Source organism: Peptoniphilus sp. BV3C26, assembly GCF_000478985.1.
GTDB classification, from domain to species: domain Bacteria; phylum Bacillota; class Clostridia; order Tissierellales; family Peptoniphilaceae; genus Peptoniphilus_B; species Peptoniphilus_B koenoeneniae.
On the sequence record NZ_AWXB01000069.1, the window covers coordinates 1 to 25,779 of the forward strand.

A 25,779-nucleotide genomic window follows, 5' to 3' on the forward strand; every position below is an offset into this window, starting at 1 on the left:
TTTTTTTGTTGTTTTAGGTGGAGGCTTAATAGATTTTTATATCCTCTTTGTGAATGAGCGTTTTGAAATGATAGAATTAAAAAAGCCGACTACTGAATTAATTTTTGTTGTTTCAGTATGTCGGCTTAATTGTTTTGTTCATTTCAAATTTTAAAAGTCAAGGGCGAGCGTTAGCGAGTTTATTTACCCTTGACTTTTAAAAAGCGAATGGTTGTTGGTCGCTTCAGGGTTTGGCTCCGCAGGACGCAAGCACCCTTTAGGGTGTATAATTGCGCCCTTAGAAAATCTAAGGGAGATTTAATTATTTTATTTTTCCTAATTTTCTATCATTATTCTTAGTATTTTTTTAAATTCTTTTGTCTTTGTTGCTTCTTCTAGTAGTATTTTTATTTCTTCATCTGTTAGTTCTTCTGCATTTTCTATAAGGCTTTCTAAGATTGCTCCTCTTGTTATGAGCCTATGAGTTCTTTCTTTTCTTCTTTTCACTATGTCTTGTTTTAATATCTTTTGTTCTTGATTTTTTAGTTGCCTTAATCTTTCTTCTGTATGGTCAATTTTATCTTTTATTTCTTTTGACTCTTGTCTTATTTGATCTAATTTTTTCATATAGCACTCCTTTCTCGCATTAAAAAAGACGATAGAGTTTTTAATTTCTATCGCCTAGGCTACTTTTAATTATTCTATTTACACAATCCTAAAATTTTCGCTTTATCTTTTATTATCCATGTCTTTCAATTCTTGTACTTTATCATTAAATTCTTTTAAATCTTCTTTAGAAAGTTCCCATGTCAATGGAGTTGTAATCATAGGCACTCCCTCCATTGTAATATAAGGGTAATTTTCATAAATATAAAAATCTATCTTTGTACCTTCATTGCCGTTGGTAAATATAAGATGATAAGATTTTATTGCATCGTCAGGTATTTCTTTAAAATAATTTTCGAATTTTTTATCATTAACATTTTCTACACTCATTTCTATAAAATCACTAAAATAATCTAACTCATCTTGTTTTTCTGTTTCAGCAATTTTTACATTGTTAGAATCAAATATTTCAATCTTATCTTCTTTTTTCTTGCTCTTACAAGAAGTGAGAACTATTAAAAAAACAAAAATAATAGTTATAAATGCAAATCTTCTTCTCATTTTGAACCTCCAGTTTAATAGTTACCTTCATTAATTTTCAATAAAAGTAACTCTCATTTAAATATCAACTTTTATCATCTTGACCCAACCCATGAATTAAAATGTTCTTCATAATTAAATCTAACAATTCTCAGGCTTTATTAAGACTAACCATTGATATAATCTCTTAGTAATTCTCCATAACCCTATCCCAATAATAGTTAGTAAAAATCCAACAATTACAGAAATAATTAGGTCTGGTAAAACTCCTAAACCAAAGCTAGGTTTAGTTAACCAATACAGATCTATTCTAAATAATTTGAACACAAATTTCACGATGCTTCCAACTATAACAATTGGACCACTAATCATAAAAGCCCACCCAGTTATTCCTGTTATAGGAAATATAAATATCCAAATACAAGTAGCTATGGTATACCACTTTAAACTTTTCATAATAATCTCCTTAAAAGTAATCAAATTTTCTATATTATTATACCCAGTTTTTTCATTTTCTATTCTTAGTCTATTGGTTGCATAGTAGTATTATAGCAAAAATATTTTTATTGATTTTGTACTTGGGTATTTGCCAACAAATCACCCAAATGTCTTTTATCATTACGTATTAGACCCATTAATAATAGCAGTACAGCAAATCCCATGCCTATAAAAAACAAGACGATAGCCCATACATCAAAGTCAGTATAAATTCCATGAATCGTACTCATATGTCCTATTTGCCATGGTAAAAATTTGATTATGTTTCTTATAAAGCTTGCTTTTAAAGATTTATGTTTATAAACAAGTTTTAACCCCGCTTTGCGTTTACCAAAACTCCCATCTTTTGAATAATCCAAATAAGCAAAAATCAAAATGATTGGAATAACTGATGTTAATAACGCAATTAATTGTGATTGTAGTTCATTCATTTTTGGAATCCCTTTAAAAAACAGATGATAAACTGCCATGCTTACTCCAAATAACAATGCTAAATACAAAAGAATAAGTAGATAATCAAAAAACAATTCTTTCATTCGTTTTTTTAATGATATTGGATTATTATTCATAAACATAATTTATTTATCCTCTCAGCGTGAAAAGTTTTCTTTATCTCCTCGTATATTATAGATGAACCATCAATTAACATTGCAGTTTTTTCATTATATCTCCTTAACAAAAAATATTTCTATTTTCTGAAACAAGTCTTATCTCTATCTTATAGCATAACGTATTTTTGCAAATTTAATTAAATTTCATCATATTTCTTTTTTAATTTATCCATGTAGTCAAGGTCAATCCACTCCTCGCTAAAACCACAGGCAGTACAAATATACCTATCAACAGACACTGCCGACATAATTGTATGCCCAGTCATAATATTATTTCCAGTTCCATAAGCTCCAGCAGATCCTGGCACAAATAAAATATCACTTCCTCCACACTTTGGGCATTTTCTCGTATTTTTCATAAATTCTCCTTTTTTAATTCTTCCTTACTTTCATAATACCTCATATGCCAACCTCCGTGGTTTGTATATAGATATTATACCAAAAATATTTTTATCCTAACGTTAATTCATAATATTGTAATCAAACTGTTCCTGTTTATTTTTATTTTACAGCCTTTTCAATTTTGCAAACTATAGGTATCTCTACAAAAAATACTGTATATTGTCCAAACTCAATTCTTACTCCGATGTTCCTCCCACATTATTAAGTATTTTTTTACTATTGATAAGCCTAATACCATTTATTCTTTATAACAGGAAAATGTATCGCTTATATTGAGTTTGAAGCCTTAGCTTTTTTTAACTACTGGAATTATAACTTGTACACAGGCATATCCCTCTGGAGTGTTAGACAGATATAGTTCTCCACCATTTTCTCGTATTACTCTTGCTGTAAAATACAATCCGACACCTTTTATAGTTTGTGTGTAATTCTTTTTTTCAGAAAAGCCTTTGTCAGTTGCGTGGACTAAGGCAGCATCTGAAAAATGTGATCCAGAATTTGTGATTTTGTATTCGGCTTTCCCATTTGAAACGATAAATGTTAGATGAATTGATTGGGGTGAATGACCATGCTCACAGGCATTAATGATAATATTAGTTAAGGCTTGATGAATTGCACTTTCCTCTGTGATTGTATAATCATCTGTATCTTGAAATTGGCTTTTCCACTCATTCCCATATTGCTCACTTAATATATGTCCTTCTTGATTTATTTTGAGATTTAAACTATCTAATGGCAATGGTTCCTTGACTAGTTGTTCGTTATTTTCATTACTAAGTTGTAGTTGCAATCTATCTGCTACCTCTTCTAATCGATTCAAATTAAAAATAATGGATTCAGTATATTTCAATAGATTTTCATTCATTTTTTCTTTATCCTTGTCAGATAGGAATAGAGTTAATTGACTAAGATCTTCTTTCATAAACTCAGCATTTGCACGAGCAACGGTCAACGGAGAACGATAATCATGCAGCATTTGGGTTGTTTGTTCTCTTATTTTATGCTCGCTATTCCAAAGTTCTTCTAATGTTACCTTTAGATCAACACGCATGTGGTCCATAAGGTTCCCTAGCTCTCTAAACTCTGATATTGATAGGGAGGAAGGGACAGGTATATTTAGATCTCCATTTCCTATGGAAACAAGAGCTTTTTGTAGCGGTAATACGTCTTTATAAATATGTCTGGTAACAGACTTTGCAAACCACATGGTTGGAATAAGAAGCGTAAGAGCAATTATGAAAATAAAAAGTGATTCTACTCTTGGCAGATGTGCATTTGCCCAATCTGAAGAATACAATACACCTATTCTGTATTTAAAGACGCAGACTCTATTATTGTATACAACTTTTGAAAAATAACCTTTAGAAAAAGGGATTTGTTTTCCATCTAAATAGTCTAGAGCATTCTCTTGATCCTCTATATTCATGTTTGAATTGATAACTTCATTTTCGTTGTTTAGCTGAATATAGCCAATATTATCAGGCACCCAAGTTGAGTTGAAATTTTGGCTAGAAATGATTTTTTCCTTTAAGATTTCAACTTGTTTTTCTTCGTGGTTGGCAAAAGTATATAAATCATGTCTAACTCCATAGTGGAAACCGATAACCAATAAAAGAAAAAGAAAACAAATTATACCTATGAACACTAAGGAATATATAGATAATATTTTCCTTAGTGTATTTTTCTTAGAATATAAATTTTTTATTCCCATTTGTAACCGACTCCCCAAATTGTTTTAATTGGATCAAGTTGATAAGTTGAAAATTTTTTTCTGATATTTTTTATATGTTCAACTATAGCTGCAGACTCAGATTCTGTCCAAAATCCACCGACTTGTTCGAGAATATGTTCTCGTGAAAAAACTTGTCCCTTATGTCTAGCTAAGAGTTCGCAAATTTCATATTCCATTTTTGTGAACTTGATAGTTTCTCCCTTTATTTGTATTTCTTTGGCATTTAAGAGAAAACGAATATCTCCAAAAGATAGGTAAGAATGATGAACACGCTCTTCCCTTCTTAGATGTGCTTTTACTCGACTGACTAATTCCAATGGTGTGAAAGGCTTGCGAATGTAATCGTCCCCGCCAAGTGCTAACCCCTCAGCGACATCTGCTTCTGTGGATTTGGCTGTAAGAAATAAGATTGGACAATCTACTTTTTCACGGACATTTCTGCAAAGTTCAAAGCCATCCATGTCGGGCATCATCACATCGAAAATCATCAAATCAAATTGATCGAGAGATAAACTTAAAGTTTCTTTTGCTGAGGCACAAGTATATACAGAGAATTGAGCACGCTTTAAACTTGTTTCAATAACAGATCTAATTTGCTCATCGTCATCAACTACAAGTATGTTTTGACCCATATATTCACCTCTCCTTTCATTAAATCTAGTCTGAGCCAAAAAGAGTACTCATATTATGAGACCACTCTTATCATTCAAAATCATAGTATGATGTGGAAATCTTGAACTTTTAAATAATTTAATATTATTCATCACTATTATCGGCTCTACCGTCCCATTTATTAAACCATATAGGAATTAAAGTAACAAGTGCAATGGTTACTATGATACATATCAATAGACCATATCTCAGCTCAGCTGCAATCTTAAGAATATAATCTGTATGAAAAGTATCTAGAATCATTAGAGATGAAAATCTAGCTGCCCATGTTGGCGGAAGGTAATACCAAAACTTATCCAAAAGTCCAGTACATCCTAAAGCCCCAACCAGAATAAAAATGACTCCAGAACCTATTGACCATGACGTACCAAATTTAAAAGCGATAAATAGATGGATAAAAACTAGGCAAATAAGTGGAATAAGCATAAGAATAGTAGTCAAGACGTAGGATATGGTAATCATCTTTCCATACAGCAAAGCAAACCCAGCAACAGCAATGATTAAACTAAGACCTGTCATAATAACCAATAAAATAACAAGTGATATTAGCATTTGAATTCTTGATTTTCCAACACATAAAATATTAAAAGAAGAACCCGCACGTTGTTCCTGCTGAACAATACCAGTACACAACATGACAACCAAGCAATCCATAAATAAGGATAAGGCTTGAAAAAATCCAGATATATTTTGTTCAATACTCCATGAAGAAACAGAATAATAAGCGATAAAAAGTCCTACACAAATAATTGGCCAAAGAATGGTTATATAAAATAGCGGACTTTTTACTATTTTATAAATATGAGAATGTAAACATTTCAACATCAAAATCACCTCGCTTCTGATTTTTTATAAAGGGTGGTGGAAACAATGGACAAAACCATCGTTAGTACCACAGATGCAACAATTGCAATTAAAACATCATAAGATTGTGTATAAATCAAATCTTCTTCAACAGGCAAACCATTAGGTAAAAGCCCTAAAATAGAAATCATGGAACGATTTACCCATGCCCATGGGCAAAACATCCAATATGGTTTTAGTGCTAAAAACACACCTGAAAAAGAAATAGCTAAATTGACCACTACCGAAAAGATCACCCCTAATTTTTTTGAAATTATAAAGCTAAAAGGGATTTGCCACATGGTTGTGATAAACATGACTATAATCCCTAAAAATATTGAAGCAATACTTAATTGCTTAATCTGATTAATTCCAAACAAACTAAAAATAAATGGTATACAAACCACAGCAACACTTAATAGAAAACAGGAAAGAAGAGCATATCCTAATACAACCAAAAGTTTAGAGCTCCATATTTTTCCTTGAGAAACTGGTAGACAACGGATTGCACGAAGTCCGTGCTTTCCGTTATCTATATTAACAGCTGTTGCACTGATCAATGCGAATGTAGCAGGTAAAAAAACTACATAGTACCAGTTAAATAAATTCAAGGAAAAATAACCTTGTTGAACAATAGCCATTAGTGCTAAGCAAAGAGGACTGGCAATAGCAATTCTTCTTGTTGCAGTTCTTTTTGTTTTCAAGAACTCGGCCATTAATATATTTGAATTACTCATTGAAGCCTCCTTGCTGATTACTAACAACTTTCATAAAAAGTTGCTCCAAATCCATTTTAGAATCAAATGCACCTTGATAACCTAAATGTCCTGATGCAATGATTCCAATATGATCTGCAATATGTTCGACTTCAGATAAAATATGAGAAGACAGAATTACAGTAGTTCCTTGTTGTGAAAAACCTCTAATAAGTTCTCTCAATTCCTTTATTGCAATGGGATCAAGACCATTCGTTGGTTCATCTAGAATTAAAAGTTTTGGATTACTAAGTAAAGCCAAAGCGATTCCTAATCTCTGTTTCATTCCCATTGAAAATTGTCCAGTACGTTTTTTCCCTGTATTAGTAAGACCGACAATCTGCAAAACTTCTTGAATTCGCTCTTCTTCAATCCCTAAAGCTATTGATCGTGCACGACAATTTTCATAGGCAGTTAAGTTTGGATATAGTGGTGCATTTTCAATCAATGCACCAATTTCAGAGAGATTTGAACGATTCCAAGGATTATTATTGAATATGATGTCACCAGATGTAGGTGTAATCATACCGCAAATCATTTTGAGAAGAGTGGACTTTCCGGCTCCGTTTGGTCCCAATAATCCATAAATTTTTCCTCTTGGAACATTGATATTAACGCAGTCCACCGCTTTTTGTTTCCCGAACTGCTTTGATAGATTTCTAGTTTGTAATATAAAATCATCCATAGTATATTTTCCTCCTTATCATTTCTTTACGTATGTAATTTTAGGAGAAAAAAATAAGGAAATTATAAGGATTTAAAAATTTCCATAGTAGGTAGTAAGTGAGCCTTTTATTTTTCGACATATGATCATCATATAAACTATATAGTAAACGTATCACTTTTAATCTTCTCATAATAGCTTACTAATATACCTATTTTTTTCTAAACCTTTAAATTCTCCTGTTTTTCTGCTCTCGTCTTGCCTTATACCTTTCCTCATACTCCTGTTGTTTTCCATTTGCTTTACGCTTTAGATAATTTTGATGAAGTCTGTCCCTTCTCTCATTAATTTTTCGTTCTTCTTCCTCAAGTTTTGATCTTTCTTCTTCGCTTAATTCTTCTTTTGGAACTTCATAATTCCCTATGAAGTTAAAATATATTTCTATCTTTTGTTTTGATGTTTGACTGCCTTTTCTATCCCTTTCATGAATGATGATCTTCTCTACAAACTCATTTATCATTGAGTTTGTGAGTTCATCAAAGTTTTCATAACGACTAATAAGGGATATGAATTTTCTTACCTTATCTGTTTCATTCTCATATCTTGATATTTCAAGCTCTAAGTCTTCAATCTCTTTACTTAGGGCTCTTTGCTCTGTTTCGTATTGGCTATTAAGTATCTCATATCTACTACTTGGTATTTTTTCTAGTATCATATCCTCGTAAATACGGCACATAAGCCTTTCTAACTCTTGTATCCTCGACTTATTATTAATTAGCCTTACTCTTTGTTTTTCTATCTCTACTTTTTCCTTTTCTTCCATTTCATTTTGAATGGAACGGGTAAAGGCTTCATTATCTTCATTAAGATAATTTTTTATATCTTTTAATGTTTCTTGGATAAGGTTTAAGACTACTTCTGCTTTTATCCTGTGAGCTGATGGACATAGCGTTCCGCAAGGCACTTTCTTATAATTACTGCAAACATAATAAGGGATATTCTTATAGTTATTTGTCCTATGAACATACATCTTGCTTCCACAATCTGCACAATACATCAGTCCTGTTAGTGGGTGATATTCGCCCCAACCATCAGGATACCTTTTTACATTTCCTCTTATCCTTTGCACATTATCAAAGGTTTCTTGGTCTATGATTGCTTCGTGAGTATTTTCAAAGATGAGCCATTTATCTTCGGATACATATTTACTTTTCTTATCCTTGAAATGCTTTCTTGTTTTAAAGTTAACTGTATGCCCTAAGTATTCTTTTTTCTTTAAAATACTGGCAATTGTGGAACTACACCAACGATAAGGATATTCAAAGTTTTTGCTTTGATGTAATCCATATCCCATTTTTTGCTGATGATAAGCAGGTATATCTATCTTATCTGCTTCCAGTATCTTTGCTATTTTATATGGTCCTGCTCCGTCCATTGTGAGATTAAATATTCGTCTTACTATCTCGGCTGCTTTTTCATCTACAACCCACTTATCTTTGTCTTTTTTATCTTTGATGTAGCCATAAGGTGGTGTGCTTGCCGTATGCTTTCCGCTTTCTCCTTTTGATCTGAATGTAGATTGTATTTTTCTTGAAGTATCTCTTGCATACCATTCATTCATAATATTTCTAAAAGGGGTAAAATCATCTTCTCTGTAAAAGCTGTCTACATTGTCATTGATAGCAATCAGTCTTACGCCCTTTTGTCTTAATATCTCCATACATTGACCGACTTTGAGATAATCTCTGCCGAGTCTACTCATATCCTTTACGATGATACAACCGATATTTCCAGTATTTACTCCATTCATCATTTCCATAAAGCCTGGTCTATCAAACTGTGTCCCGCTTATTCCGTCATCTGTAAAATGGATGATGTTGGTTAAATTATTCTTACTTGCATATTCTTCAAGTATTTTCTTTTGATTAACGATTGAGTTACTTTCTCCTTCAAGTTCATCATCTCGACTTAATCTCTCATAGAGTGCTGTTATCTTTTCAAAATTCCTCACTTTTTCCTCCTTCCTCTTAATTTCTTAAATAAAAAAGAATTAAGAAGTACATATTTCACTAAAACAGTGATTAAGTGTTCTCCTTAATTCTATTACTCCTGCTGCCAGTTTATATTTCTTGTATTGCTTAACTGCAAAATGACTTGGGTCTTTCTTTTCAAGAGCCTCAAAAAGCCTATCAATTGGATTCATATAGGTTTCGTCATCTTCTCTAACCTCACTTGCGTCAATCATATCTAAGAGTGTTTTAAAGTTCTTTTCTTCTTCAGGTGCTTCATAATATATATAACCGATGAGGGCAGTGTAATATAACTTTTCAGCCTTTACCCAAAAATCTTCTCCTGCCTTTTCTCCATCTCCCTTAGTATTAGCAATTATTGTTTGGACAAGCTTTAAAATATCTTTCTCACTTCTCAAATAAGCAAAGGGATTGTATTTCATAGATTTTTTAAAGTTTATTGTGTTTAAAATCTTTATGTCATATCCATTTTCATAAAGCATTTTTCCACACTCTAACACAAGTGTCCCTTTTGGAAAGATTTGTCAAGGACATAAACAAAATTTCTTTGACAAATTTATATCTTCTCTGTTTCTCTCTTGATTAGCTTTAGTATTTTATCCTTGTATGTTTCCCCTGTACCTTGCTTAAAATGTAGGTTTACAGTATATTTTGTCTTTCCAATATCCATTATCAACTGTTTATGTGGTGGTACTTGTATTTTTCTTTTTTCTTCTTCCATGTATCCTCCTTTCCATTTTTAGGCAAATAAAAAACAGTAAACCTTTTTTGATTTACTGCTTTCGTGTTAGCTTTTATTGACTTGTTAGTTTAGCAAGCTAAAAATATCCTACCTGCAATACTCTTTTATCTTATCTGCATATTCAGTCGAAAGATTCTTTGAATAAATTTTTTCATTTTTTGAATTTCTGACTTCTTTCCAAAGAATAGAGGCTACTTTTAATTTGTTCGAATATTTGCAACTATTTTTGTCTGCACAGAAATCCTTTAAAAATTGGTTCCATTGACAAACTGAATTATCATACTTCGCATAATTTGATTTTCCATAATAAACTTTTAGCATATCTTGAATTGTAAAACTCAAATCATTTTCTCTTTTTACTTTTCTCCAAGCAGTAGCCATATCAGCAGTAAATTTAAATGGCGAAACATCTGTTAAAATTGAGAAATACTCTCTGAAATGTGTGTTAAAGGAGAACCCGCATTCAAGTAATGGAGTATCTAAGGTAATAGTTTCTACTTGTTTCTTTTCATTTTTTATTGATGACTTTTTAATCAAATCACCCTTAAAGTACTGCTCAATAATATAATTGAGTTCCTGTTTTGTACCTCTGTATTCTAATCCTAATGACTTGCATATCCGTGAAAGTTCTTCACGATACCAATAGTATTTATTAAACTCATCAAACGATGTAATTTTGTCAAACTCAGGTCTACTTTCTATCAATATTCTATCTCCTAAAACCAATTTGCTTTTTCATCTCTAAATAATGGTGTTTCACTCTCTTTGTAAGGATTGTAGTTGTTACAATTACAACCAAACTCTTTCAATGCTTTTATCTTATTATCGGCTGTCCAAACAATCAAAGAGATACCGTCAAATTCTTCAACTTTCCCCTCATTCATTTTATTTTTGAAGTGCCATTCTACAATAGTTTGATTATCCTTATGAAAAAATTGCTTTATATCCCACGCAAGAACTTTTCCTCTTGTATTCCACTCATTAAACCAGTGCTTTACTGTTTGCAGATTTTCATACTTAGGACACCAACTCTCAATATAAATCACATCATCTGAAAAAATATCATCTATTCCTAAGTCTTTTTGTGTAAGCCACATATCAAACCATAAACGAATGATTTTCTCTCTTTCATCCATGAATTTAAACACCTCCAAAATCAAATACTTATTTGATATTATACCATTTTTTCACTCAATTTTATAGGTCTAACTCGTTCCTCTTTACCTGTGTTAGTCCTCTGTTTTCTTGTAGTAATTTCTCTATACAGCTTCTAACACTTTCAGCTTGTTTAACTTCCTCTCGTATTTCTAATATTTGATTGTATAGGCTCTTTTTCTCTTTCTTCAAAGTGCTAGCCTCTGATTTCCACTTGGATATATTTAAGGTCTTACTTTCACCTAAATGCTCTTTCAGATATTTCTTGGCACTCTCAAATAGAATAATCTCTGCAGTATGCTCATTATAAAAATCTTCCTGTTTGCTTTTCTTTAATTTGGTATAGGCTTTGTAGATATCTTTATGTTTCAAATATTTCTCGGCTTGGTCGATAAGCTGTGTTTTATCATCAATTCTTTTTTCAATGTCTTTGATAGCTTTTGTGGTCTTGTAATTCTTATCTCTTAAAGTAACTATGCTTTCTTTCAGTTCAGATATGGAAGTGATGTTTTTATCTTTAAGAAGCTGATAACTCTCAATATATTTCTCTAAGTCTGCATTATTGCTATCTGCGTTTTGATTGATAAGATTTTCAAAAATGGATAGTAGATTTTCTTTTGGTGGGATGGTGGATTTTATGTTTTCTGTTTCTGCTGTTTCTTCTTTTCCAATTCCTCTTATCCAATTTAACAAGGCTTTTATTCTTCTTGAGATTTCTCTTAAAATCGCATTTTGATGTTTGATTTCTCGGTTAATATTTCCTCTGTCTGTAGCTATGCCTTTCTTCTCCATTTGTGTTGCTGATTCTCCTAAATGAATGGTCGGTATTTGCTCTATTCCTTGTCTTTGATAGGAACGATGGTCTACTTTTTCCTGTATGCTGTTTTCTTCAAGATATTTGTTTGTAATGTCTGCCCATGCTTTTCGCCACTCTTCCGCTTTTTCTTGCTCATTCCAATCGGTTGTATTGATTTTTCTTGTTTTGTAATTGCCGTTTTTGAGTTTTATCTTTTCTCCGTTTTTATCAAGGATATATTCTTTTTTTGATTTTGCTCCCCATGTTTTATCTTCGTTTAACGGTCGCATGGTAAGTAAGATATGTGCGTGTGGATTTCCGTCATTTTTATCGTGCAAAGCAACATCGGCACACATACCGACTTTCACAAAATTTTCTTTTACATATTTCCTTACAAGCTCTATCTGTTTTTCTCTACTCAGTTCTTTGGGTAAGGCAATTTCGATTTCTCTTGCAAGCTGTGAGTTTTTACTTTTTTCTATTTTCTCAACACTGTTCCACAAGACAGAACGACTTGCAAATTCCTGTGGTGCATTTCGTGGCAATAAAATTTCGGTATGGGCTATTCCGCCTTTCCTTGTAAAGTCGTGGACTATGCCATCATATTCATTTTTTATCTTTTCGCCACTGCGATAGGAAGCTGCCGCAACTGCACTTTTCCCTTTGCCTCTTGATATAATCTTTATACTGAGATGATATATCGCCATAGCTAAAAACCCCCTTTCGTTTTTCTGATACTTTTATGTGGCGATGGATAAGACTTCCTAAAAAAATCGGATAGTTTTTTATCCGATTTCTTTTTGGAAGTACACACGGGATAGGAAATTTATTTCCGTAGGGGAGTGTAGCTCCCCTGTATCAGCGTTGGCTGATGTGCTCTCTGCAAGAGCCTTCGGAGAACGCACACACCCTTTAGGGTGTATAAGTGCGCCCTTGTAAACAAGGGACTATTCCTATGTGTCGCTTTCTTCCTCTTGGTTTTCTGTATTTTGATTTTCGCTTTGTTCTCTGCTCTCTATAATTTTCTTGATTTTTTGATTTACTAACTCTTTTATATTCGGAAATGTGATTAGCTGATAGAATTCATCTTTGGTAAAATCTTTACTTTCGGTGAAGATACTTTCAAAGACTCCTCCTTTTTCATAAAGGCGTCTATCTCTCTTTTTTCTCTCTTCCTGTTTCTGCTGACTGATGAGTTTCTTTCTTTTGTTTTGTAACTGCTTGATTTCTTCTTCTGCCATTAAAATTTTTTCATCTATATTTTTCATTTTCTGTTTTCCTTTCTTCTTAATTTTGAGCAAGAAAAAAACAGTAAACCTTTTTTGATTTACTGTTCTGTGTTAGTTTTTATTAAATTATCAATTAGTTAAAAATTGATTAACCAGTTTTATCCACTCTAATGGTAAATACGCTGATAAATATCCATGATTATAACCTTTAGCTTCGTAGAGAATACAATCAGGATGCATTTTTTGAAATAGTTTAGCTGATTCCTCAACACAACGCATTTCTTTCTCGCCATAAATATATAGAACCTGTGCTTTGCTTTCTGTAATACTTTCTTTCAATCTATACTTTCCCATATATGTTTTATACATTTTCACTAATGTTTTCATTGGTAATCTTGGCATATCTTCCATATAATAATTTTCTATCTCTTCCGGATAAGCCATATTAGGATAAATTTTTTTCATCAAACTTAATTGAATTTTGCTGGCTGATTTACTAAACATAAGTTTTCCAAATATTTTTACAACAATCGTACTAATTCGTGATAAATTTGGCTGAGGAATACAAATACTACCATCTATTATTGCTTTCTGAGCTATATCACTATTTAGCGATAATAACTCAATGGCAATTTGACCTCCCAAAGAAACACCTCCCACAGCAAACAATTTTCCATCGCAATTGTTTTTTATATAGTCCATAATTTGATGTGCGGAATTTTCAGTTGAAATATACTCTTTTTGATATTCTTCTCCATGACCATCAAGTGTTGGTAAAATTACATGATATTTATCGGATAATATACGAGCTTGTCGAAGATAATTCCACCAGGAATTACCTCCGCCGTGTATTAATAATATATGTGGAAATTTTTTATCACCAAATTCATGAAATATCATATTCCAAAACCTCTAAATTTAAACTTTTTTGTTTATATTATTTAATATTATACCATTTTTAAGCCATTTTTTCTATATCAGCTTTATGTGGCACTTGACAGTTGCCTATAAAGTTAAAGTACACATCAACTTGTTGTTTTCTGTCTTTCCCTTTTCTTCCTCCTGTTGCTTCGTGGACTACAACTTTTTCTATATACTCATTTATCATTGGTACTGTCAGTTCTTCAATATCTGTATATTTTTCTATCATTTTTAAGAATTTATCGGTGTCAACTTTTCTCTGATGATAGCTTTCTATTTCATTTTCAAAATACTGTATTTGTTTTTCCAAGTCTTGTTGCTCTGTATCATAGGTATTAAATAATCTGTCAAAATGTTTTACGGGAATTTTTCCAAGTGCGTGGTCTTCATACAGTTTTGTAATAAGGGTTGTTAGTTCTGCATTTCTTGATGACAGTTTTTCTAACTTCTCTTTATCTCCTTGATACTTTTCTTCTCTTTTTTCATCGGATAATTTGTTCATCACTTTTAGGAATTCTTGCTTTTCTTCTTTGGCAAAGTCTGTGATTTCTTTGATTGATTTTAGGAGAATTTCATTTACTGTTTTTACTTTGATGTAGTGCATACTGCAAGTGCCTTTTCTATGTCTGTAATGTTGACATACAAAAGAGTAATCACTATCGTATTTCTTTTCTTTATGTTCTGCCGGCTCTCTGTAGCTTAATTTACCTCCACAATCTGAACAGATTAAAAGCCCTGTAAATGGGTGTGAGGTTGTCCCGTACTTCGGACTTCTTCTTACTGTTTTTCTTAGCCTTTGGGCGTTATTCCATGTTTCTTCATCAATGATGGCTTCATGGGTATTTTTGAAGATAATGAGTTCATCTTCTTTTGCCTTTCTGCGTTTCTTAGTTTTGTAATCAACGCATATTGTTTTACCAAGAACAGTATGACCCATATATTCTCTTTTTTCTAAGATATAGCCTATTGTGGTCGGTGTCCAAAAATACGGGTCTTCTATTCCTCTTTTCTTAGAACTATGGTTATTTTCAGGATAATGTATTTCTGCATAGGCTGATGGAATAAGGACTTTATCTTTGGTTAGTATATCTGCTATCTGTGTTACTCCATATCCCTCTATAACAAGATGGTAAATGCGTTTTACGACCTTTGCACTCTCTTTATCGACAAGTAACTGCTGTTTGTTCTTAGGGTTTCTATAATAGCCGTATGGAACGCTTGGAGATACTCTTTTACCTTCTTCCATTCTTGCTCTGAAGATAGACTGTATTTTTCTTGAGGTATCTCTTGCATACCATTCATTCATAATATTTAGAAATGGGGTAAAGTCGCTTTCTGCTTGTTTTTCGCTATCTATTCCGTTATTGATGGCAATAAATCTTACACCCTTTTCTTTGAAAAGTATTTCGGTATAAAAACCTACTTTGAGATAATCTCTACCAAACCTACTCATATCTTTTACTATCACAGTAGATACTTTGTTTTCTTCTACTGCTTTTATCATCTTTTGAAATCCCTCTCTATCAAAGGTTGTTCCGCTTACTCCATCATCAGTATAGTGATAAATATTTATAAAGCCGTTTCTTTTGGCATAGCTTTCAAGTAGCTGCTTTTGATTGGTGATGGAATTACTTTCTCCTTGCATTTCATCATCACGACTTAAACGCTCATAAAGGGCTGTTTGTCCTGTTCTTTTCGTATTTGACATGAGAATTACCTCCTTTCCAAGTTTTATTATTTTCTCTGTCCCTATGAGGTTAATCCTTTAGGGTCTGTTACTACATAGGAAGAGTGCATTTGCATTAGATTTGGCTTTACATAAAATCTTGTCTTTCCTGATCCAGAACCTCCTATTACTAATACATTTTTATTCCTAGCGTATTTAGGATCTTTAGGTCTTGAGTTCATTGTTAGTCTTTCAGTATTAGTTATTAGAACATTATTTTCAAACTTAGGGTCAATGTATGGAGCAATATCCTTGCTTTCTCCCCATCTTGCAGATCCATACTCTTTACCTTGCCTATATTTCTTTTTGTTTTTACCTTTGCTATAAACAATTAGCTTAACAAGACCAGCAACTGAAATACCTACTAACAAATCCCTTGGATTAAGGCTTGGTATATAAGATAAAGTTCCTATATCAGAAATTCCCACCATTATTCTATCAATAATATCTCCTCCTACATAAGAATTGATGTGCTTAGAAAAGATATTTCCAATGTAGCAAAATGATAAATAGGGAATGTTTGATAATATAAATTTCTTTGGGTCGTCTATTTTAATTATGTTTTTAATATCATAAAGAATGGCTTCTAATATCTTATTCATCGTAGAAACCTTCACTATCTAATAAAATTAGTAGGTAGTGCCTTCCCTTTGGAGTTATAAATGTTTGTATTCCTACAAGTGTACCTAGTGGATCAACCCATTCTTTAACTTCAAAATATCCCTTGTTCTTATCTGCATAAGGTAAGAGTTTCTTTTTCTTATCTCTATAAATTAATCCCTTATCCATTAAAAAGCCTATAAATTGATTTTGTGGTATTCCTAACTCTTTGGCAGTATTTCTAAAGTTTGTAAGTAGGTTGTAATCTACTAATTTGTCATAATAGTCTGCCTTTGGTCTTAATTCTTCAATTTCTTCTTCTCTTTCGGCAATAATTCTATTGGCTACTAGAATTGCATCTGCAAGTAACTCTTCATTCGTTTTCTTTTCTTGCCCTACTATATATCCTCCATTTTTTCTAATACTTGGTAAGACTTCTCTCGTTACCCAAGCTTTGAATATTTTTGCTTGTGGTAGTTTTGATGAAAGGATAAGTGAATACAATCCTGACTCATTAATTATTGAAATATTCTGTATTCCTCCAGGGGTGTTCCATTTCGTTACACCCTTATCTTCTTCATCTACATGGTCATAAACAGCTTTCCTCGGATTGACATATCCCAACATAGTTGCTACTTCATTAGCTATAAAGAAAAACTCACCGTCTTTTTCAATAACAGTGAGTTTCCCAAAATTCTTATTTTCAAATGTTTTTAAATTACTTATCATAAGCTTTGCTCCTTATGTTTATTTTTAACTTTATCTTTGCTAATGGTATCCTTAGCCATATCTTTAAACTTATTTATAGTCTTCGTTATTGAATCTTTTCTATCGGCCTTTCTTTCAGATTCCTTAACTGCTTTTTTAAAGGCATGTTCCATTACTTTTATATCCTTAGATTGAAAAAACACAGAGTGGTTTCCAGTTTCCTTATCTTTCATAACAGAAAACTTCACTCCGTGTTTATTTAAAATTTTCTTTAGTTCTTTTAACTCAGGATCCTTTAGATTAATTTCTTCTAACTGTCCCTTTTTAACCATATCTTTTAGTTTTACTTCTTCTCCATTATTTTTTATTACATTTTTCAAACCTCCTTGCTCTTCTATTTGCTTGTGAACTTTCTTTAAGGCATCAAGAATTGCTTTACTTGTTGCTTTTGCAAGTCTTACTTCAAGATTAAGACTTGACCTAGATACTTCTTCATTAATCATCTATTCCACCTCCATATAAAAGTAACTCTTTGTATTTTCTTAACTTCTCTTGATGGATTTTTCTTCTAAAATCTTCTCCTATAACTTTAACTGGTATTGTCATTTCAAGTATTCTTGAATATATCCTCTGATACTCAAGTTCAATATTAGGATTTTGAATAATTTCTAATGATAAGTTTGTAGTGAAAATTGTCGGCCTACCCTTTAAGTATCTTGAGTTTATAATGTTATATACCTGTTCTCTTGCATAAGATGTATCCCTTTCAATTCCAAGGTCATCTAAAATTAACAAAGGAATATTAGAGAGGTTACTTATAATTTCATTTGAATCTAGCTTAAATGCTGATTTTTGTATTTGATTTATAACCTGAGATAAATTCATAATCTTAACTTTAACTTGTTCTCTTTCAATTAATTCATTTGCAATAGAACAAGCAAGATAAGTCTTTCCACTGCCAACATCTCCATAAAATAAAAGTCCAACATTGTCTTCCTTCATTTGTTCAAAACTTTTAGCATAATTGTAAGCAACCTTGTAAGCTTGACCTTTTTCATTTAAGAATCTCTCAAAAGTATATTGGTGTTGGTTTGGCGATGAAAAACAATCTCTTTTCAATGTCGATATTCTCATCAGTCTTTCTCTTTCTTCGTTTTCCTTATCTCTTTTTATTTCACATTCACATTTAATTCTAGGAATAAACTTTGTAAATCCAAGGTCAAGTAATTCTCCATCTACTCTTGTACCACATACCTTGCAATAGATATGTCCATTTCTTTCAATATCATTTTCTCTTAATACAAAATCTTTTAAGTTTTTCATAAACTCTCTCCTATATCGTAATTCATTTTCTTTGTTGTATTATCATTAATGTTTTTTGCCTGATCATTAAGATACCAATTAATTATCGTTGCCTTGTGGTCTTGATACACTCTGTTATTTGCTTTCATATATGACGACAATCTATCAATGTATTCATTAATTCTACTTCCTAACTCATTTGTTAAGTCCTTGTATTCTTCATCAGTCAAAAATATATTTTTATATATTCCATAAGGCTTTTGTCCCTTACTAAAATCATTCTTTCTTAACTCATTATTACTAATATTGTTATAGTTACCTTCCGATTTTCGAAAATCTTGACTTTCGATATTCGAATCTCTTGAATTTCGATTATCGAACTTCTGGAATTTTGTTTTTCGAACTTCTTGATTTTTTAATTCCATATTATTAAATATGCTCATAAAGTCTTTAACATAAATTCTATTAGGCTTTCCCAGTCCTTGTCTTTTCTTTTCAATCAGTCCTATTCCTGATTTAATATCAAGTTCAGCTATTAATTTATTCGCTTTTTCACTCGCACAATTAAATTGATCTTTTATACTTTCAATTGTGTAGTAAATAAAGACTTTTCCATCTTCATCTATCCAGCCATTTTTATATGAAAGACCCATTCGATTAAGCATATATGAATACAAAACTTTAGCTTCAATAGAAATGCTCTTAAAAATTTCATCTTCCATTAATACCATAGGTAACCTAATGAAGTTATACATCTCAGATTGCCTATTATAAAAATAATCAAAATTCATCCCTACCTCCTTTCTTTGAAATAAAAAAGACGACAGAATTATTACTTTCTATCGTCTACGGTTGTCTTATATTTATTTTTCTTCAAATTGATTTTATTGTATAGTTTAATAATTCTAATAATCCAATAACATATATACCTAATTTAGGTAATCCAAATGGACTAAATAAAAATGCTAATATTAGTGCTTCAATTACAATTTGCTTGTCTCCTTGAAAAATGCTAGCTATTCCAATTATAAAAATCAAAGTAGAAACTACGCTTAACAACGCAGTACTCAAACTTAATATGAAGGTTAAAAAAGCTATGAGCAAACTCAACACTAATCTTATCGGTAATAAAATTATTCTAATTATCCATCTCATACATACTCCTAAAAATTAAACTGGGATTCATAACAAACCCCAGTTTCATAATTAGCGTGTCCTTTAATATAATTTTGATCCTGCTGGAATATTATCATCCAGCATTATTAAGTTAAGTTTTTCTTCACCGTCATACTCACAAATTGCAGATATAATCATACCTTCTGAGTCGATTCCCATCATCTTACGAGGAGGAAGATTACAAATTGCAAGTAGTGTCTTTCCAATTAAGCTCTCCGCGCTGTAATATTCCTTAATACCAGATAAAATAACTCTTTCTTTTTCAGAACCATCATCTAATGTAAATTTCAAAAGTTTTTTTGACTTAGGAACTTCTTCGCAGTTTTTAACCTTTACAACTCTAAAATCAGATTTTGAGAAAGTTTCAAAGTCTACCATATCTTCAAATAATGGTTCAACTTTCACTTTTGAAAGGTCAATTTCTTCTGTCGTAAGTTTGTCGTAAGTTTCGTAAGTTTCTTTTGACAAACCCCCATTTTCTGCCTTTTCTAAGCCTATTGGCTTCATTGTTGGGAAGAAAATTATATCTCTTATTGTAGGTTGATTTGTAAGAAGCATAATCATCCTGTCAACACCTATACCCAGTCCTCCTGTAGGCGGAAGTCCTACTTCTATGGCGTTTATGAAGTCATAATCCATTGGATGAGCTTCATCATCTCCAAGTTCTTTTTCTCTTACTTGTTGCTCAAATCTTTCTCTTTGATCTATGGGGTCATTTAATTCAGAAAAGGCATTTGCAAGCTCCCAAGTATTGATAAATGCTTCAAATCTTTGAGTTATTCTTGGGTCATCAGGATTTCTCTTTGCAAGGGGTGATACTTCAACGGGATGTCCTATTACAAATGTAGGTTGAACTAAGTTACTTTCGCAAAATTCTTCAAACATTTCGCTTATAACTTTTCCCCTTGTCCAAGATTCTTGAACTTCAAGTCCCTTTGCCTTTGCAATTTCTCTTGCTTTTTCATCTGATTCAATTTTTTCAAAATCAACTCCGGCATATTCTTTAATAGCTTCTTCCATGGTTATTCTTCTCCATGGTGCTTTAAGTTCAATTTCAGTTCCTTGATAATTTATTTTTGTTGTTCCTAAGACTTTTTGTGCAACATATTCAAATATTCCTTCTGTTATTCTCATCATTTCTTGATAGTCAACATAAGCTTCATAAAGTTCTATGTTAGTAAATTCAGGATTGTGTCTTGCGTCCATTCCTTCGTTTCTAAACATTTTACCGATTTCATAAACTTTGTCAAAACCGCCGACTATAAGTCTTTTTAAAAATAACTCGTTGGCAATTCTAAGCTGCATATCTATATCAAGAGTGTTGTGGTGAGTTAAGAAGGGTCTTGCGTTTGCTCCTCCTGCTACTGTTCCCAGAATTGGAGTTTCAACTTCTAAATAACCTCTGTTATCAAGATATTCTCTTATTGCTTTTATTATCTTAGTACGCTTTATAAAAATTTCTTTTATTTCCGGATTTACAATTAAATCAACATATCTCTGTCTGTAACGTAAATCTATATCTTTTAAACCATGCCACTTTTCAGGTAAAATTTGTAAAGATTTACTTAGAAGAATTACTTGAGAACTTCTTACTGTAATTTCTCCTGCATCTGTTTTAAATACAAGACCTGTAACTCCTATTATGTCTCCGATATCAATGTCTTTTATAACATCGTAATCTTCTCCCATAAAATCTTTTCTCAAAAATATTTGAATTGTACCCTTTGAATCTCTTAAATCCAAAAAAGCAATTTTACCATGACGTCTTTTACTCATTACACGGCCTGCTATGGCTACTTCTTTTTCTTCGTATTCTTCAAAGTTATCTTTTATTTCTTGAGAATAATTTTTTACAGGATAAGATTCATTAATAAAGGGATCCTTACCACTTTCTCTCAGTTCCTCAAGTTTTTTACGCTTCATATGAAGCATTTCATTTAAATCTTGCGGCTGCTTTGCCATTTTTTCCTCCTTATAAAGAAATGTCTTCTATTTTGTAAGTTATAGTTCCCTTTGGAACTTCTATCTCAACAATGTCGCCTATTTCTTTTCCAATCAGCTTTGCCCCTACAGGGCTTTCATTTGAAATTTTTCCTTTAAGGGGATCAGCTTCTGCTGAACCTACAATATTAAAAACTGTTTCTTTTTTAGTCTTAACGTCTAAAACTTTAACCATAGATCCTATATTAACCTTATCGGTATTTAAAGCATCTCCGTCGATAACTTTGGCATTTCTAACCATCATTTCAAGTTTTGCAATTCTTTCTTCAACTTGAGCTTGTTCATTTTTAGCTTCGTCATATTCGGAGTTTTCTGATAAATCTCCATAGCCAAGAGCTATTTTTATTCTTTCAGCAACTTCTTTTCTTCTTACAGTTTTTAAATATTCTATTTCATTTTCTATTTTTTCAAGTCCCTCAGGAGTGAAAAATATATCTTTTTCTACCAATTTTAAAACCTCGCTAATAAAAATAAGGCATCCGCCTTTAATTCAACCTATTATATTAAAAAAACCTTGTAAAGTCAAGGAATCTGCGTATTTTGAAACATATTCTTTTATAAGTTTCTCAACTTCTTCATATTCATCCAGTTTATTTAATTGATTTCTCATATTTTTTGAATTTCTCAAACCGAAGCTATATCCCACAAACTGTTTACGCATTTCTCTTATCCCTATTCTTTGACCCTTATATTCAATTAAAAGCCTTAAATGATTTAAAAACATATTCATTTTTTCTTCTAATGAAGGCTCTTCATAATATAAATTTCTTTCTCTATAATTTATTTCTTTAAAAATAAAGGGATTTCCTATGGCACCTCTGCCAATTGCAAGACCATCTACCCCCGAAAATTCTACAGCTCTTTTAGCATCTTCATAATTTTTTATATCACCGTTTCCTATAACATCTATGGAAACAGACTCTTTTAAATTTTTTATGAAATCCCAATCATTATTTCCACTGTAGTACTCTTCTCTTGTTCTGCCATGGACAATTATCATTGATGCTCCAGCTTTCTCACATTTTTTTGCAACTTCAATACCCTGATTCCTATTAAAAATTCCCTTTCTTATTTTTATTGAAACAGGTGTATCCGTCTCACTTTTTATAGCCCTTACAATGTCTGCGCAAAGATCAGGACTATCAAGAAGTGCCGACCCGCTTCCATTTTTTACAATTTTCGGTGCAGGACAACCCATATTGATGTTTATAAACTTAAAATTTTTTGGTATCTTATCTACAATATCCGAAAAGACTTTTGGATCATTTCCGAAAAGTTGTATTTGAGCATTTTTTTCATTGTTATTAAGTTCCATTAATTCCAAAGTTTTTTTATCATTATAAAAAAGAGCTTTTGCACTTACCATTTCAGTTATAGTTGAGTTACAACCCATATCAACTGCAATGCCTCTATAAACTTTATCTGTATAACCTGCCATAGGTGCAAGCATAAGTTCCATAAATCACCTCAAAATCTTCTTTAGTATATCTTTTTATTAAAAAATTTTCAAATTTTCTTAATATTTAATTAATACTTTAACTACTTTTGAAAATAGGGGCTTTCTGTTATAATTTTATGTAATTGGAGGTTTGTATGAAAAAGAAAAGAAAAAGAAGACATTTTCGGATTTCTTCATTTTTTAAAATATTATTTTTACTTATAACTATGGTTGGAGTTTCTGTTTCAGCTATTGCTGCTACAAGTCTTGTTTCAGTCTTGAAAAAAGCTCCTCCTGTAGAGCCTAAAAAATATAGAGATAAATTATTTGAAACATCAAGAGTTTATGACTCCAATGAAAATTTATTACAAGCTCTTGTTAAAGATGAGTTTGCTGAATTTGTCTCCATTGAAAAAATTCCGGACAATTTAAAAAATGCAGTTATTTCTGTTGAAGATGAAAGATTTTTCAATCACTCCGCAGTTGATTTTAAAAGACTTTTAGGTGCTTTATATTATGATATAAAAAGCGGATCTTTCGATCAAGGTGGTTCAACTATAACTATGCAGCTTGCAAAAAACTTATATACAAGCGGATCAAAAAACATTGAAAGAAAGCTAAGAGATATTTATTATGCCTACAAAATCGAAGAAGATTTAAATAAAGATCAAATTCTCGAAGCTTATTTAAATTCTGCAGGTTTTTCTAAAGGAACGGTTGGAGTGCAAGCAGCTTCCAAAACCTTTTTTGGAAAAGACGTTTCTAAGTTAAGCCTTGCTGAATGTGCTTTAATTGCAGGTATTACAAATTATCCTGAAAAATATACACCTTATAACAGAGTTAAAATTGAATCTTCAGATAATTTACAGGAACTTCAAATTGAAATGGTCCCTATAGACCCTTCTGTAAATCCCAATGATGAAAATACCTTAAATATTGCTAAACAACTTTTTGATATGGGAAAAATTGATAATTTTGACTATCGCCTTGTTGAGTCTAATCAATTAACTCCAATGAAGGCTCAATTTAATCCGGTATCACTTGAAAGGCAACATAAGATTTTAAAAGCCATGCTTCAACAAGGAAAGATTAGTAAAGAAGATTTTGATGCTGCAATGAATGAAACCATAAATTTAAATTTAGGTGTAAAACAGAAAAAGGGAATTTCTTCATACTATGTGGAAAGTGCTCTTGATGAAAGTATAAAAATTTTAGAAAGTTTAGGCTACTCCCAAGAAGAAGCAAATGCAAAAATTTATAAAGGCGGTCTTAAAATCCACACTGTTATGGATACAAAAGTTCAAAAATCTCTTGAAGATACAGTTTCAAACCCCTCTCTTTATCCAAGGAGTTGGGTTAATGAATCAGGAGATCCTCAACCTCAAATTGGATCTGTCATTATAGAAAACGGAAGCAATAAAATTGTAGCTCTTGTTGGTGGTCGTGGAGTCGGTGGAGGAAGAAATGCAAATAGAGCTTTAATTCCAAGATCTCCTGGATCTTCAATAAAGCCTATAGGACCTTACTTGGCAGCTTTTAACCATGGTGCAACAGCTGGCGATGTTTATTTAGATTCAAACTTAAAATACGTTAATCTTCCTTATATAACTTATAAACCCACAAATGTCGGTTCTTATAGGGGTTGGCAAACAATAAGGCAACTTCTTGTAAGGTCATCAAATGTTGGAACTTATCTTGTTTCAAGGGATATAAACACTGATTTTAACGATAGAAAAAACAAAAATTCTGTTTATTCTCAGCACGTTAATGATGATAAAAATTTCTATTCAATTATGGATACTCTTGAAAGTTTAGGAGTAACAACAGTTGATAGAGTTCAAGATATAGGTTATTCCCTCTCCCTTGGAGGAATGTACAGAGGAATAAGCCCCTTGGAAATGGCAGGTGCTTACACAGTTTTTCCAAACAAGGGTATTTTCAAAAAGCCTTACATGGTTTCAAAAATTTTAACAAATTCCGGTGAGGTTATTTATGAACACAAAATGGAAGAAAAGGAAGTTACAAGTCCTCAAAATGCCTATATTTTAACTGATATTTTAAAAGAAGTAGTAAGAAGAGGAACAGGAACAAATGCAAGAGTGCCAGGGATGACAACTGCAGGTAAAACTGGAACTACAAATCAAAAAAAAGAAGCATGGTTTGTAGGATTTACCCCATATTATACTTGCTCTGTTATGCTTGCTAACGACAGGCATGAAAGCTTGGGATTCTCCTCTGATAAAGCTGCAACTGTTTTTAGACATATAATGACTCCAATTCATGAAGGTCTTGAAAATGAAGATTTTGAAAAACCTGATGGAATCTATAGAAAATATGTAAATGGTTATAGTGAAATGTTTGCAGAAAATACAAAACCTCGAAATGTTCAAAAATTATCTTGGTATGATGATGAAGATGAAGATAAAGATAAAGATAAAGATTCTTCAAAAAAGAAAAATTCATCTGGAAATAATAACAGCGAATCTAAAAGCAGTAAAAAAAGAAAATCTAAAAATAAAGATTTAATATCAGATGAAAATAATTCTTCAAAAAAGAAAAAAAGAAGAAAAGCCGTAGATAACAATAATGAAAACAGGTAAATTTGTTTTTGAAATAAAAGAGACCCTACTTTTTAAGTAAGGTCTTTTTTTAA

The 25,779-nt window shown here is 31.8% G+C and carries 26 protein-coding genes and 3 pseudogenes; 1 reads left to right on the plus strand and 28 read right to left on the minus strand.

Going from position 1 to position 25,779, the window contains the following annotated elements:
* Nucleotides 1–315 precede the first annotated feature (315 nt).
* The 28 genes and pseudogenes from HMPREF1253_RS08945 to dusB all read right to left on the minus strand — a co-directional run bounded on the left by HMPREF1253_RS08945 (nt 316) and on the right by dusB (nt 23,147).
* On the minus strand, nt 316–606 hold the full coding sequence (locus HMPREF1253_RS08945; protein WP_023056500.1) for a DUF3847 domain-containing protein: 291 nt from the start codon (nt 604–606) through the stop codon (nt 316–318).
* Between the two features lie 102 nt (nt 607–708).
* Nucleotides 709–1,146: a hypothetical protein gene (locus tag HMPREF1253_RS08950; RefSeq protein ID WP_023056535.1), complete on the minus strand. Its 438-nt coding sequence runs from the start codon at nt 1,144–1,146 to the stop codon at nt 709–711.
* Between the two features lie 120 nt (nt 1,147–1,266).
* Nucleotides 1,267–1,581: a hypothetical protein gene (locus HMPREF1253_RS08955; RefSeq protein WP_036740012.1), complete on the minus strand. Its 315-nt coding sequence runs from the start codon at nt 1,579–1,581 to the stop codon at nt 1,267–1,269.
* A 107-nt stretch (nt 1,582–1,688) separates the two neighbouring features.
* Nucleotides 1,689–2,192: an RDD family protein gene (locus HMPREF1253_RS08960; RefSeq protein WP_238318900.1), complete on the minus strand. Its 504-nt coding sequence runs from the start codon at nt 2,190–2,192 to the stop codon at nt 1,689–1,691.
* Between the two features lie 179 nt (nt 2,193–2,371).
* Nucleotides 2,372–2,593 (minus strand): hypothetical protein, encoded by a 222-nt coding sequence (locus HMPREF1253_RS08965; RefSeq protein WP_002839698.1) that lies wholly within the window; start codon nt 2,591–2,593, stop codon nt 2,372–2,374.
* A gap of 329 nt (nt 2,594–2,922) precedes the next feature.
* A complete protein-coding gene (locus HMPREF1253_RS08970) occupies nt 2,923–4,347 on the minus strand; it encodes a HAMP domain-containing sensor histidine kinase (protein ID WP_023056491.1) in 1,425 nt (474 codons plus the stop codon).
* The gene (locus tag HMPREF1253_RS08975) at nt 4,338–5,000 is read right to left on the minus strand and encodes a response regulator transcription factor (protein WP_002840689.1); all 663 of its coding nucleotides are present in this window, start codon (nt 4,998–5,000) and stop codon (nt 4,338–4,340) included. The genes HMPREF1253_RS08970 and HMPREF1253_RS08975 overlap by 10 nt, the downstream gene beginning before the upstream one ends.
* A 124-nt stretch (nt 5,001–5,124) precedes the next feature.
* Nucleotides 5,125–5,865, minus strand: a complete 741-nt coding sequence (locus tag HMPREF1253_RS08980) for a lantibiotic immunity ABC transporter MutG family permease subunit (protein ID WP_023056526.1) — start codon at nt 5,863–5,865, stop codon at nt 5,125–5,127.
* Between the two features lie 5 nt (nt 5,866–5,870).
* Entirely contained in the window at nt 5,871–6,620 is a 750-nt protein-coding gene (locus HMPREF1253_RS08985; RefSeq protein WP_002839678.1) for a lantibiotic immunity ABC transporter MutE/EpiE family permease subunit, read from the minus strand.
* Nucleotides 6,613–7,323, minus strand: a complete 711-nt coding sequence (locus HMPREF1253_RS08990) for a lantibiotic protection ABC transporter ATP-binding protein (protein ID WP_023056518.1) — start codon at nt 7,321–7,323, stop codon at nt 6,613–6,615. Before HMPREF1253_RS08990 ends, HMPREF1253_RS08985 begins: the two co-directional genes overlap by 8 nt.
* Before the next feature lie 200 nt (nt 7,324–7,523).
* Nucleotides 7,524–9,313 (minus strand): annotated as a pseudogene (locus HMPREF1253_RS08995) (DUF4368 domain-containing protein).
* A 96-nt stretch (nt 9,314–9,409) separates the two neighbouring features.
* Nucleotides 9,410–9,847 (minus strand): annotated as a pseudogene (locus HMPREF1253_RS09000) (type IV secretory system conjugative DNA transfer family protein); the annotation flags it as partial.
* Between the two features lie 41 nt (nt 9,848–9,888).
* The gene (locus HMPREF1253_RS09005; protein ID WP_019118571.1) at nt 9,889–10,053 is read right to left on the minus strand and encodes a transposon-encoded TnpW family protein; all 165 of its coding nucleotides are present in this window, start codon (nt 10,051–10,053) and stop codon (nt 9,889–9,891) included.
* Between the two features lie 108 nt (nt 10,054–10,161).
* The gene (locus HMPREF1253_RS09010; RefSeq protein ID WP_023056516.1) at nt 10,162–10,779 is read right to left on the minus strand and encodes an SAP domain-containing protein; all 618 of its coding nucleotides are present in this window, start codon (nt 10,777–10,779) and stop codon (nt 10,162–10,164) included.
* Between the two features lie 11 nt (nt 10,780–10,790).
* Nucleotides 10,791–11,210, minus strand: a complete 420-nt coding sequence (locus HMPREF1253_RS09015; RefSeq protein ID WP_023056494.1) for a nuclear transport factor 2 family protein — start codon at nt 11,208–11,210, stop codon at nt 10,791–10,793.
* A gap of 61 nt (nt 11,211–11,271) precedes the next feature.
* The gene (mobQ, locus tag HMPREF1253_RS09020) at nt 11,272–12,732 is read right to left on the minus strand and encodes a MobQ family relaxase (protein ID WP_023056488.1); all 1,461 of its coding nucleotides are present in this window, start codon (nt 12,730–12,732) and stop codon (nt 11,272–11,274) included.
* A gap of 246 nt (nt 12,733–12,978) precedes the next feature.
* Nucleotides 12,979–13,293, minus strand: coding sequence for a DUF3847 domain-containing protein (locus HMPREF1253_RS09025; RefSeq protein ID WP_023056517.1), 315 nt, complete (start codon nt 13,291–13,293; stop codon nt 12,979–12,981).
* Between the two features lie 90 nt (nt 13,294–13,383).
* Nucleotides 13,384–14,154 (minus strand): alpha/beta fold hydrolase, encoded by a 771-nt coding sequence (locus HMPREF1253_RS09030; protein ID WP_023056499.1) that lies wholly within the window; start codon nt 14,152–14,154, stop codon nt 13,384–13,386.
* 58 nt (nt 14,155–14,212) lie between these two features.
* The gene (locus tag HMPREF1253_RS09035; protein ID WP_023056479.1) at nt 14,213–15,883 is read right to left on the minus strand and encodes a recombinase family protein; all 1,671 of its coding nucleotides are present in this window, start codon (nt 15,881–15,883) and stop codon (nt 14,213–14,215) included.
* 53 nt (nt 15,884–15,936) lie between these two features.
* Nucleotides 15,937–16,503, minus strand: a pseudogene (locus tag HMPREF1253_RS09040) (type IV secretory system conjugative DNA transfer family protein); the annotation flags it as partial.
* Nucleotides 16,496–17,230, minus strand: coding sequence for a BRO family protein (locus HMPREF1253_RS09045; RefSeq protein WP_023056465.1), 735 nt, complete (start codon nt 17,228–17,230; stop codon nt 16,496–16,498). The gene HMPREF1253_RS09045 and the pseudogene HMPREF1253_RS09040, both read right to left, overlap by 8 nt.
* Nucleotides 17,227–17,712 carry a PcfB family protein gene (locus tag HMPREF1253_RS09050; protein ID WP_007894980.1) on the minus strand — a complete coding sequence of 162 codons (486 nt, stop codon included), beginning with the start codon at nt 17,710–17,712 and terminating at the stop codon, nt 17,227–17,229. The genes HMPREF1253_RS09045 and HMPREF1253_RS09050 overlap by 4 nt, the downstream gene beginning before the upstream one ends.
* Nucleotides 17,705–18,532 carry an ATP-binding protein gene (locus HMPREF1253_RS09055; protein ID WP_023056485.1) on the minus strand — a complete coding sequence of 276 codons (828 nt, stop codon included), beginning with the start codon at nt 18,530–18,532 and terminating at the stop codon, nt 17,705–17,707. The genes HMPREF1253_RS09050 and HMPREF1253_RS09055 overlap by 8 nt, the downstream gene beginning before the upstream one ends.
* The gene (locus HMPREF1253_RS09060) at nt 18,529–19,302 is read right to left on the minus strand and encodes a replication initiator protein A (RefSeq protein ID WP_023056551.1); all 774 of its coding nucleotides are present in this window, start codon (nt 19,300–19,302) and stop codon (nt 18,529–18,531) included. The genes HMPREF1253_RS09055 and HMPREF1253_RS09060 overlap by 4 nt, the downstream gene beginning before the upstream one ends.
* 82 nt (nt 19,303–19,384) lie before the next feature.
* Entirely contained in the window at nt 19,385–19,666 is a 282-nt protein-coding gene (locus tag HMPREF1253_RS09065; protein WP_001267200.1) for a CD1845 family protein, read from the minus strand.
* Between the two features lie 63 nt (nt 19,667–19,729).
* Entirely contained in the window at nt 19,730–21,649 is a 1,920-nt protein-coding gene (gene lysS, locus HMPREF1253_RS09070) for a lysine--tRNA ligase (protein ID WP_023056468.1), read from the minus strand.
* A gap of 10 nt (nt 21,650–21,659) precedes the next feature.
* Nucleotides 21,660–22,136 carry a transcription elongation factor GreA gene (greA, locus tag HMPREF1253_RS09075; protein WP_023056527.1) on the minus strand — a complete coding sequence of 159 codons (477 nt, stop codon included), beginning with the start codon at nt 22,134–22,136 and terminating at the stop codon, nt 21,660–21,662.
* Nucleotides 22,137–22,178: 42 nt separating this feature from the next.
* The gene (gene dusB / locus HMPREF1253_RS09080; RefSeq protein WP_023056462.1) at nt 22,179–23,147 is read right to left on the minus strand and encodes a tRNA dihydrouridine synthase DusB; all 969 of its coding nucleotides are present in this window, start codon (nt 23,145–23,147) and stop codon (nt 22,179–22,181) included.
* Nucleotides 23,148–23,281: 134 nt separating this feature from the next.
* Between dusB and HMPREF1253_RS09085 the strand changes: the two genes are divergently transcribed.
* Complete coding sequence (locus HMPREF1253_RS09085) at nt 23,282–25,726, plus strand: transglycosylase domain-containing protein (protein ID WP_023056566.1); 2,445 nt, start codon at nt 23,282–23,284, stop codon at nt 25,724–25,726.
* The last annotated feature ends 53 nt before the right edge of the window (nt 25,727–25,779 follow it).

Excerpts from the sequence above, each read along its gene's own strand:
- HMPREF1253_RS09005 (WP_019118571.1), bottom strand. The coding sequence starts at position 10,053 with ATGGAAGAAGAAAAAAGAAAAATACAAGTACCACCACATAAACAGTTG.
- HMPREF1253_RS09065 (WP_001267200.1), bottom strand. The coding sequence starts at position 19,666 with ATGAGATGGATAATTAGAATAATTTTATTACCGATAAGATTAGTGTTG.
- dusB (WP_023056462.1), bottom strand. The coding sequence starts at position 23,147 with ATGGAACTTATGCTTGCACCTATGGCAGGTTATACAGATAAAGTTTAT.
- HMPREF1253_RS09060 (WP_023056551.1), bottom strand. The coding sequence starts at position 19,302 with ATGAATTTTGATTATTTTTATAATAGGCAATCTGAGATGTATAACTTC.
- HMPREF1253_RS09045 (WP_023056465.1), bottom strand. The coding sequence starts at position 17,230 with ATGATAAGTAATTTAAAAACATTTGAAAATAAGAATTTTGGGAAACTC.
- HMPREF1253_RS08960 (WP_238318900.1), bottom strand. The coding sequence starts at position 2,192 with ATGAATAATAATCCAATATCATTAAAAAAACGAATGAAAGAATTGTTT.
- mobQ (WP_023056488.1), bottom strand. The coding sequence starts at position 12,732 with ATGGCGATATATCATCTCAGTATAAAGATTATATCAAGAGGCAAAGGG.
- HMPREF1253_RS09050 (WP_007894980.1), bottom strand. The coding sequence starts at position 17,712 with ATGATTAATGAAGAAGTATCTAGGTCAAGTCTTAATCTTGAAGTAAGA.
- HMPREF1253_RS09085 (WP_023056566.1), top strand. The coding sequence starts at position 23,282 with ATGAAAAAGAAAAGAAAAAGAAGACATTTTCGGATTTCTTCATTTTTT.
- HMPREF1253_RS08985 (WP_002839678.1), bottom strand. The coding sequence starts at position 6,620 with ATGAGTAATTCAAATATATTAATGGCCGAGTTCTTGAAAACAAAAAGA.
- HMPREF1253_RS08990 (WP_023056518.1), bottom strand. The coding sequence starts at position 7,323 with ATGGATGATTTTATATTACAAACTAGAAATCTATCAAAGCAGTTCGGG.
- HMPREF1253_RS08970 (WP_023056491.1), bottom strand. The coding sequence starts at position 4,347 with ATGGGAATAAAAAATTTATATTCTAAGAAAAATACACTAAGGAAAATA.
- HMPREF1253_RS09055 (WP_023056485.1), bottom strand. The coding sequence starts at position 18,532 with ATGAAAAACTTAAAAGATTTTGTATTAAGAGAAAATGATATTGAAAGA.
- HMPREF1253_RS08945 (WP_023056500.1), bottom strand. The coding sequence starts at position 606 with ATGAAAAAATTAGATCAAATAAGACAAGAGTCAAAAGAAATAAAAGAT.
- HMPREF1253_RS09030 (WP_023056499.1), bottom strand. The coding sequence starts at position 14,154 with ATGATATTTCATGAATTTGGTGATAAAAAATTTCCACATATATTATTA.
- HMPREF1253_RS08965 (WP_002839698.1), bottom strand. The coding sequence starts at position 2,593 with ATGAAAAATACGAGAAAATGCCCAAAGTGTGGAGGAAGTGATATTTTA.
- HMPREF1253_RS08975 (WP_002840689.1), bottom strand. The coding sequence starts at position 5,000 with ATGGGTCAAAACATACTTGTAGTTGATGACGATGAGCAAATTAGATCT.
- HMPREF1253_RS08980 (WP_023056526.1), bottom strand. The coding sequence starts at position 5,865 with ATGTTGAAATGTTTACATTCTCATATTTATAAAATAGTAAAAAGTCCG.
- HMPREF1253_RS09015 (WP_023056494.1), bottom strand. The coding sequence starts at position 11,210 with ATGGATGAAAGAGAGAAAATCATTCGTTTATGGTTTGATATGTGGCTT.
- lysS (WP_023056468.1), bottom strand. The coding sequence starts at position 21,649 with ATGGCAAAGCAGCCGCAAGATTTAAATGAAATGCTTCATATGAAGCGT.
- HMPREF1253_RS09025 (WP_023056517.1), bottom strand. The coding sequence starts at position 13,293 with ATGAAAAATATAGATGAAAAAATTTTAATGGCAGAAGAAGAAATCAAG.
- HMPREF1253_RS08950 (WP_023056535.1), bottom strand. The coding sequence starts at position 1,146 with ATGAGAAGAAGATTTGCATTTATAACTATTATTTTTGTTTTTTTAATA.
- HMPREF1253_RS08955 (WP_036740012.1), bottom strand. The coding sequence starts at position 1,581 with ATGAAAAGTTTAAAGTGGTATACCATAGCTACTTGTATTTGGATATTT.
- HMPREF1253_RS09035 (WP_023056479.1), bottom strand. The coding sequence starts at position 15,883 with ATGTCAAATACGAAAAGAACAGGACAAACAGCCCTTTATGAGCGTTTA.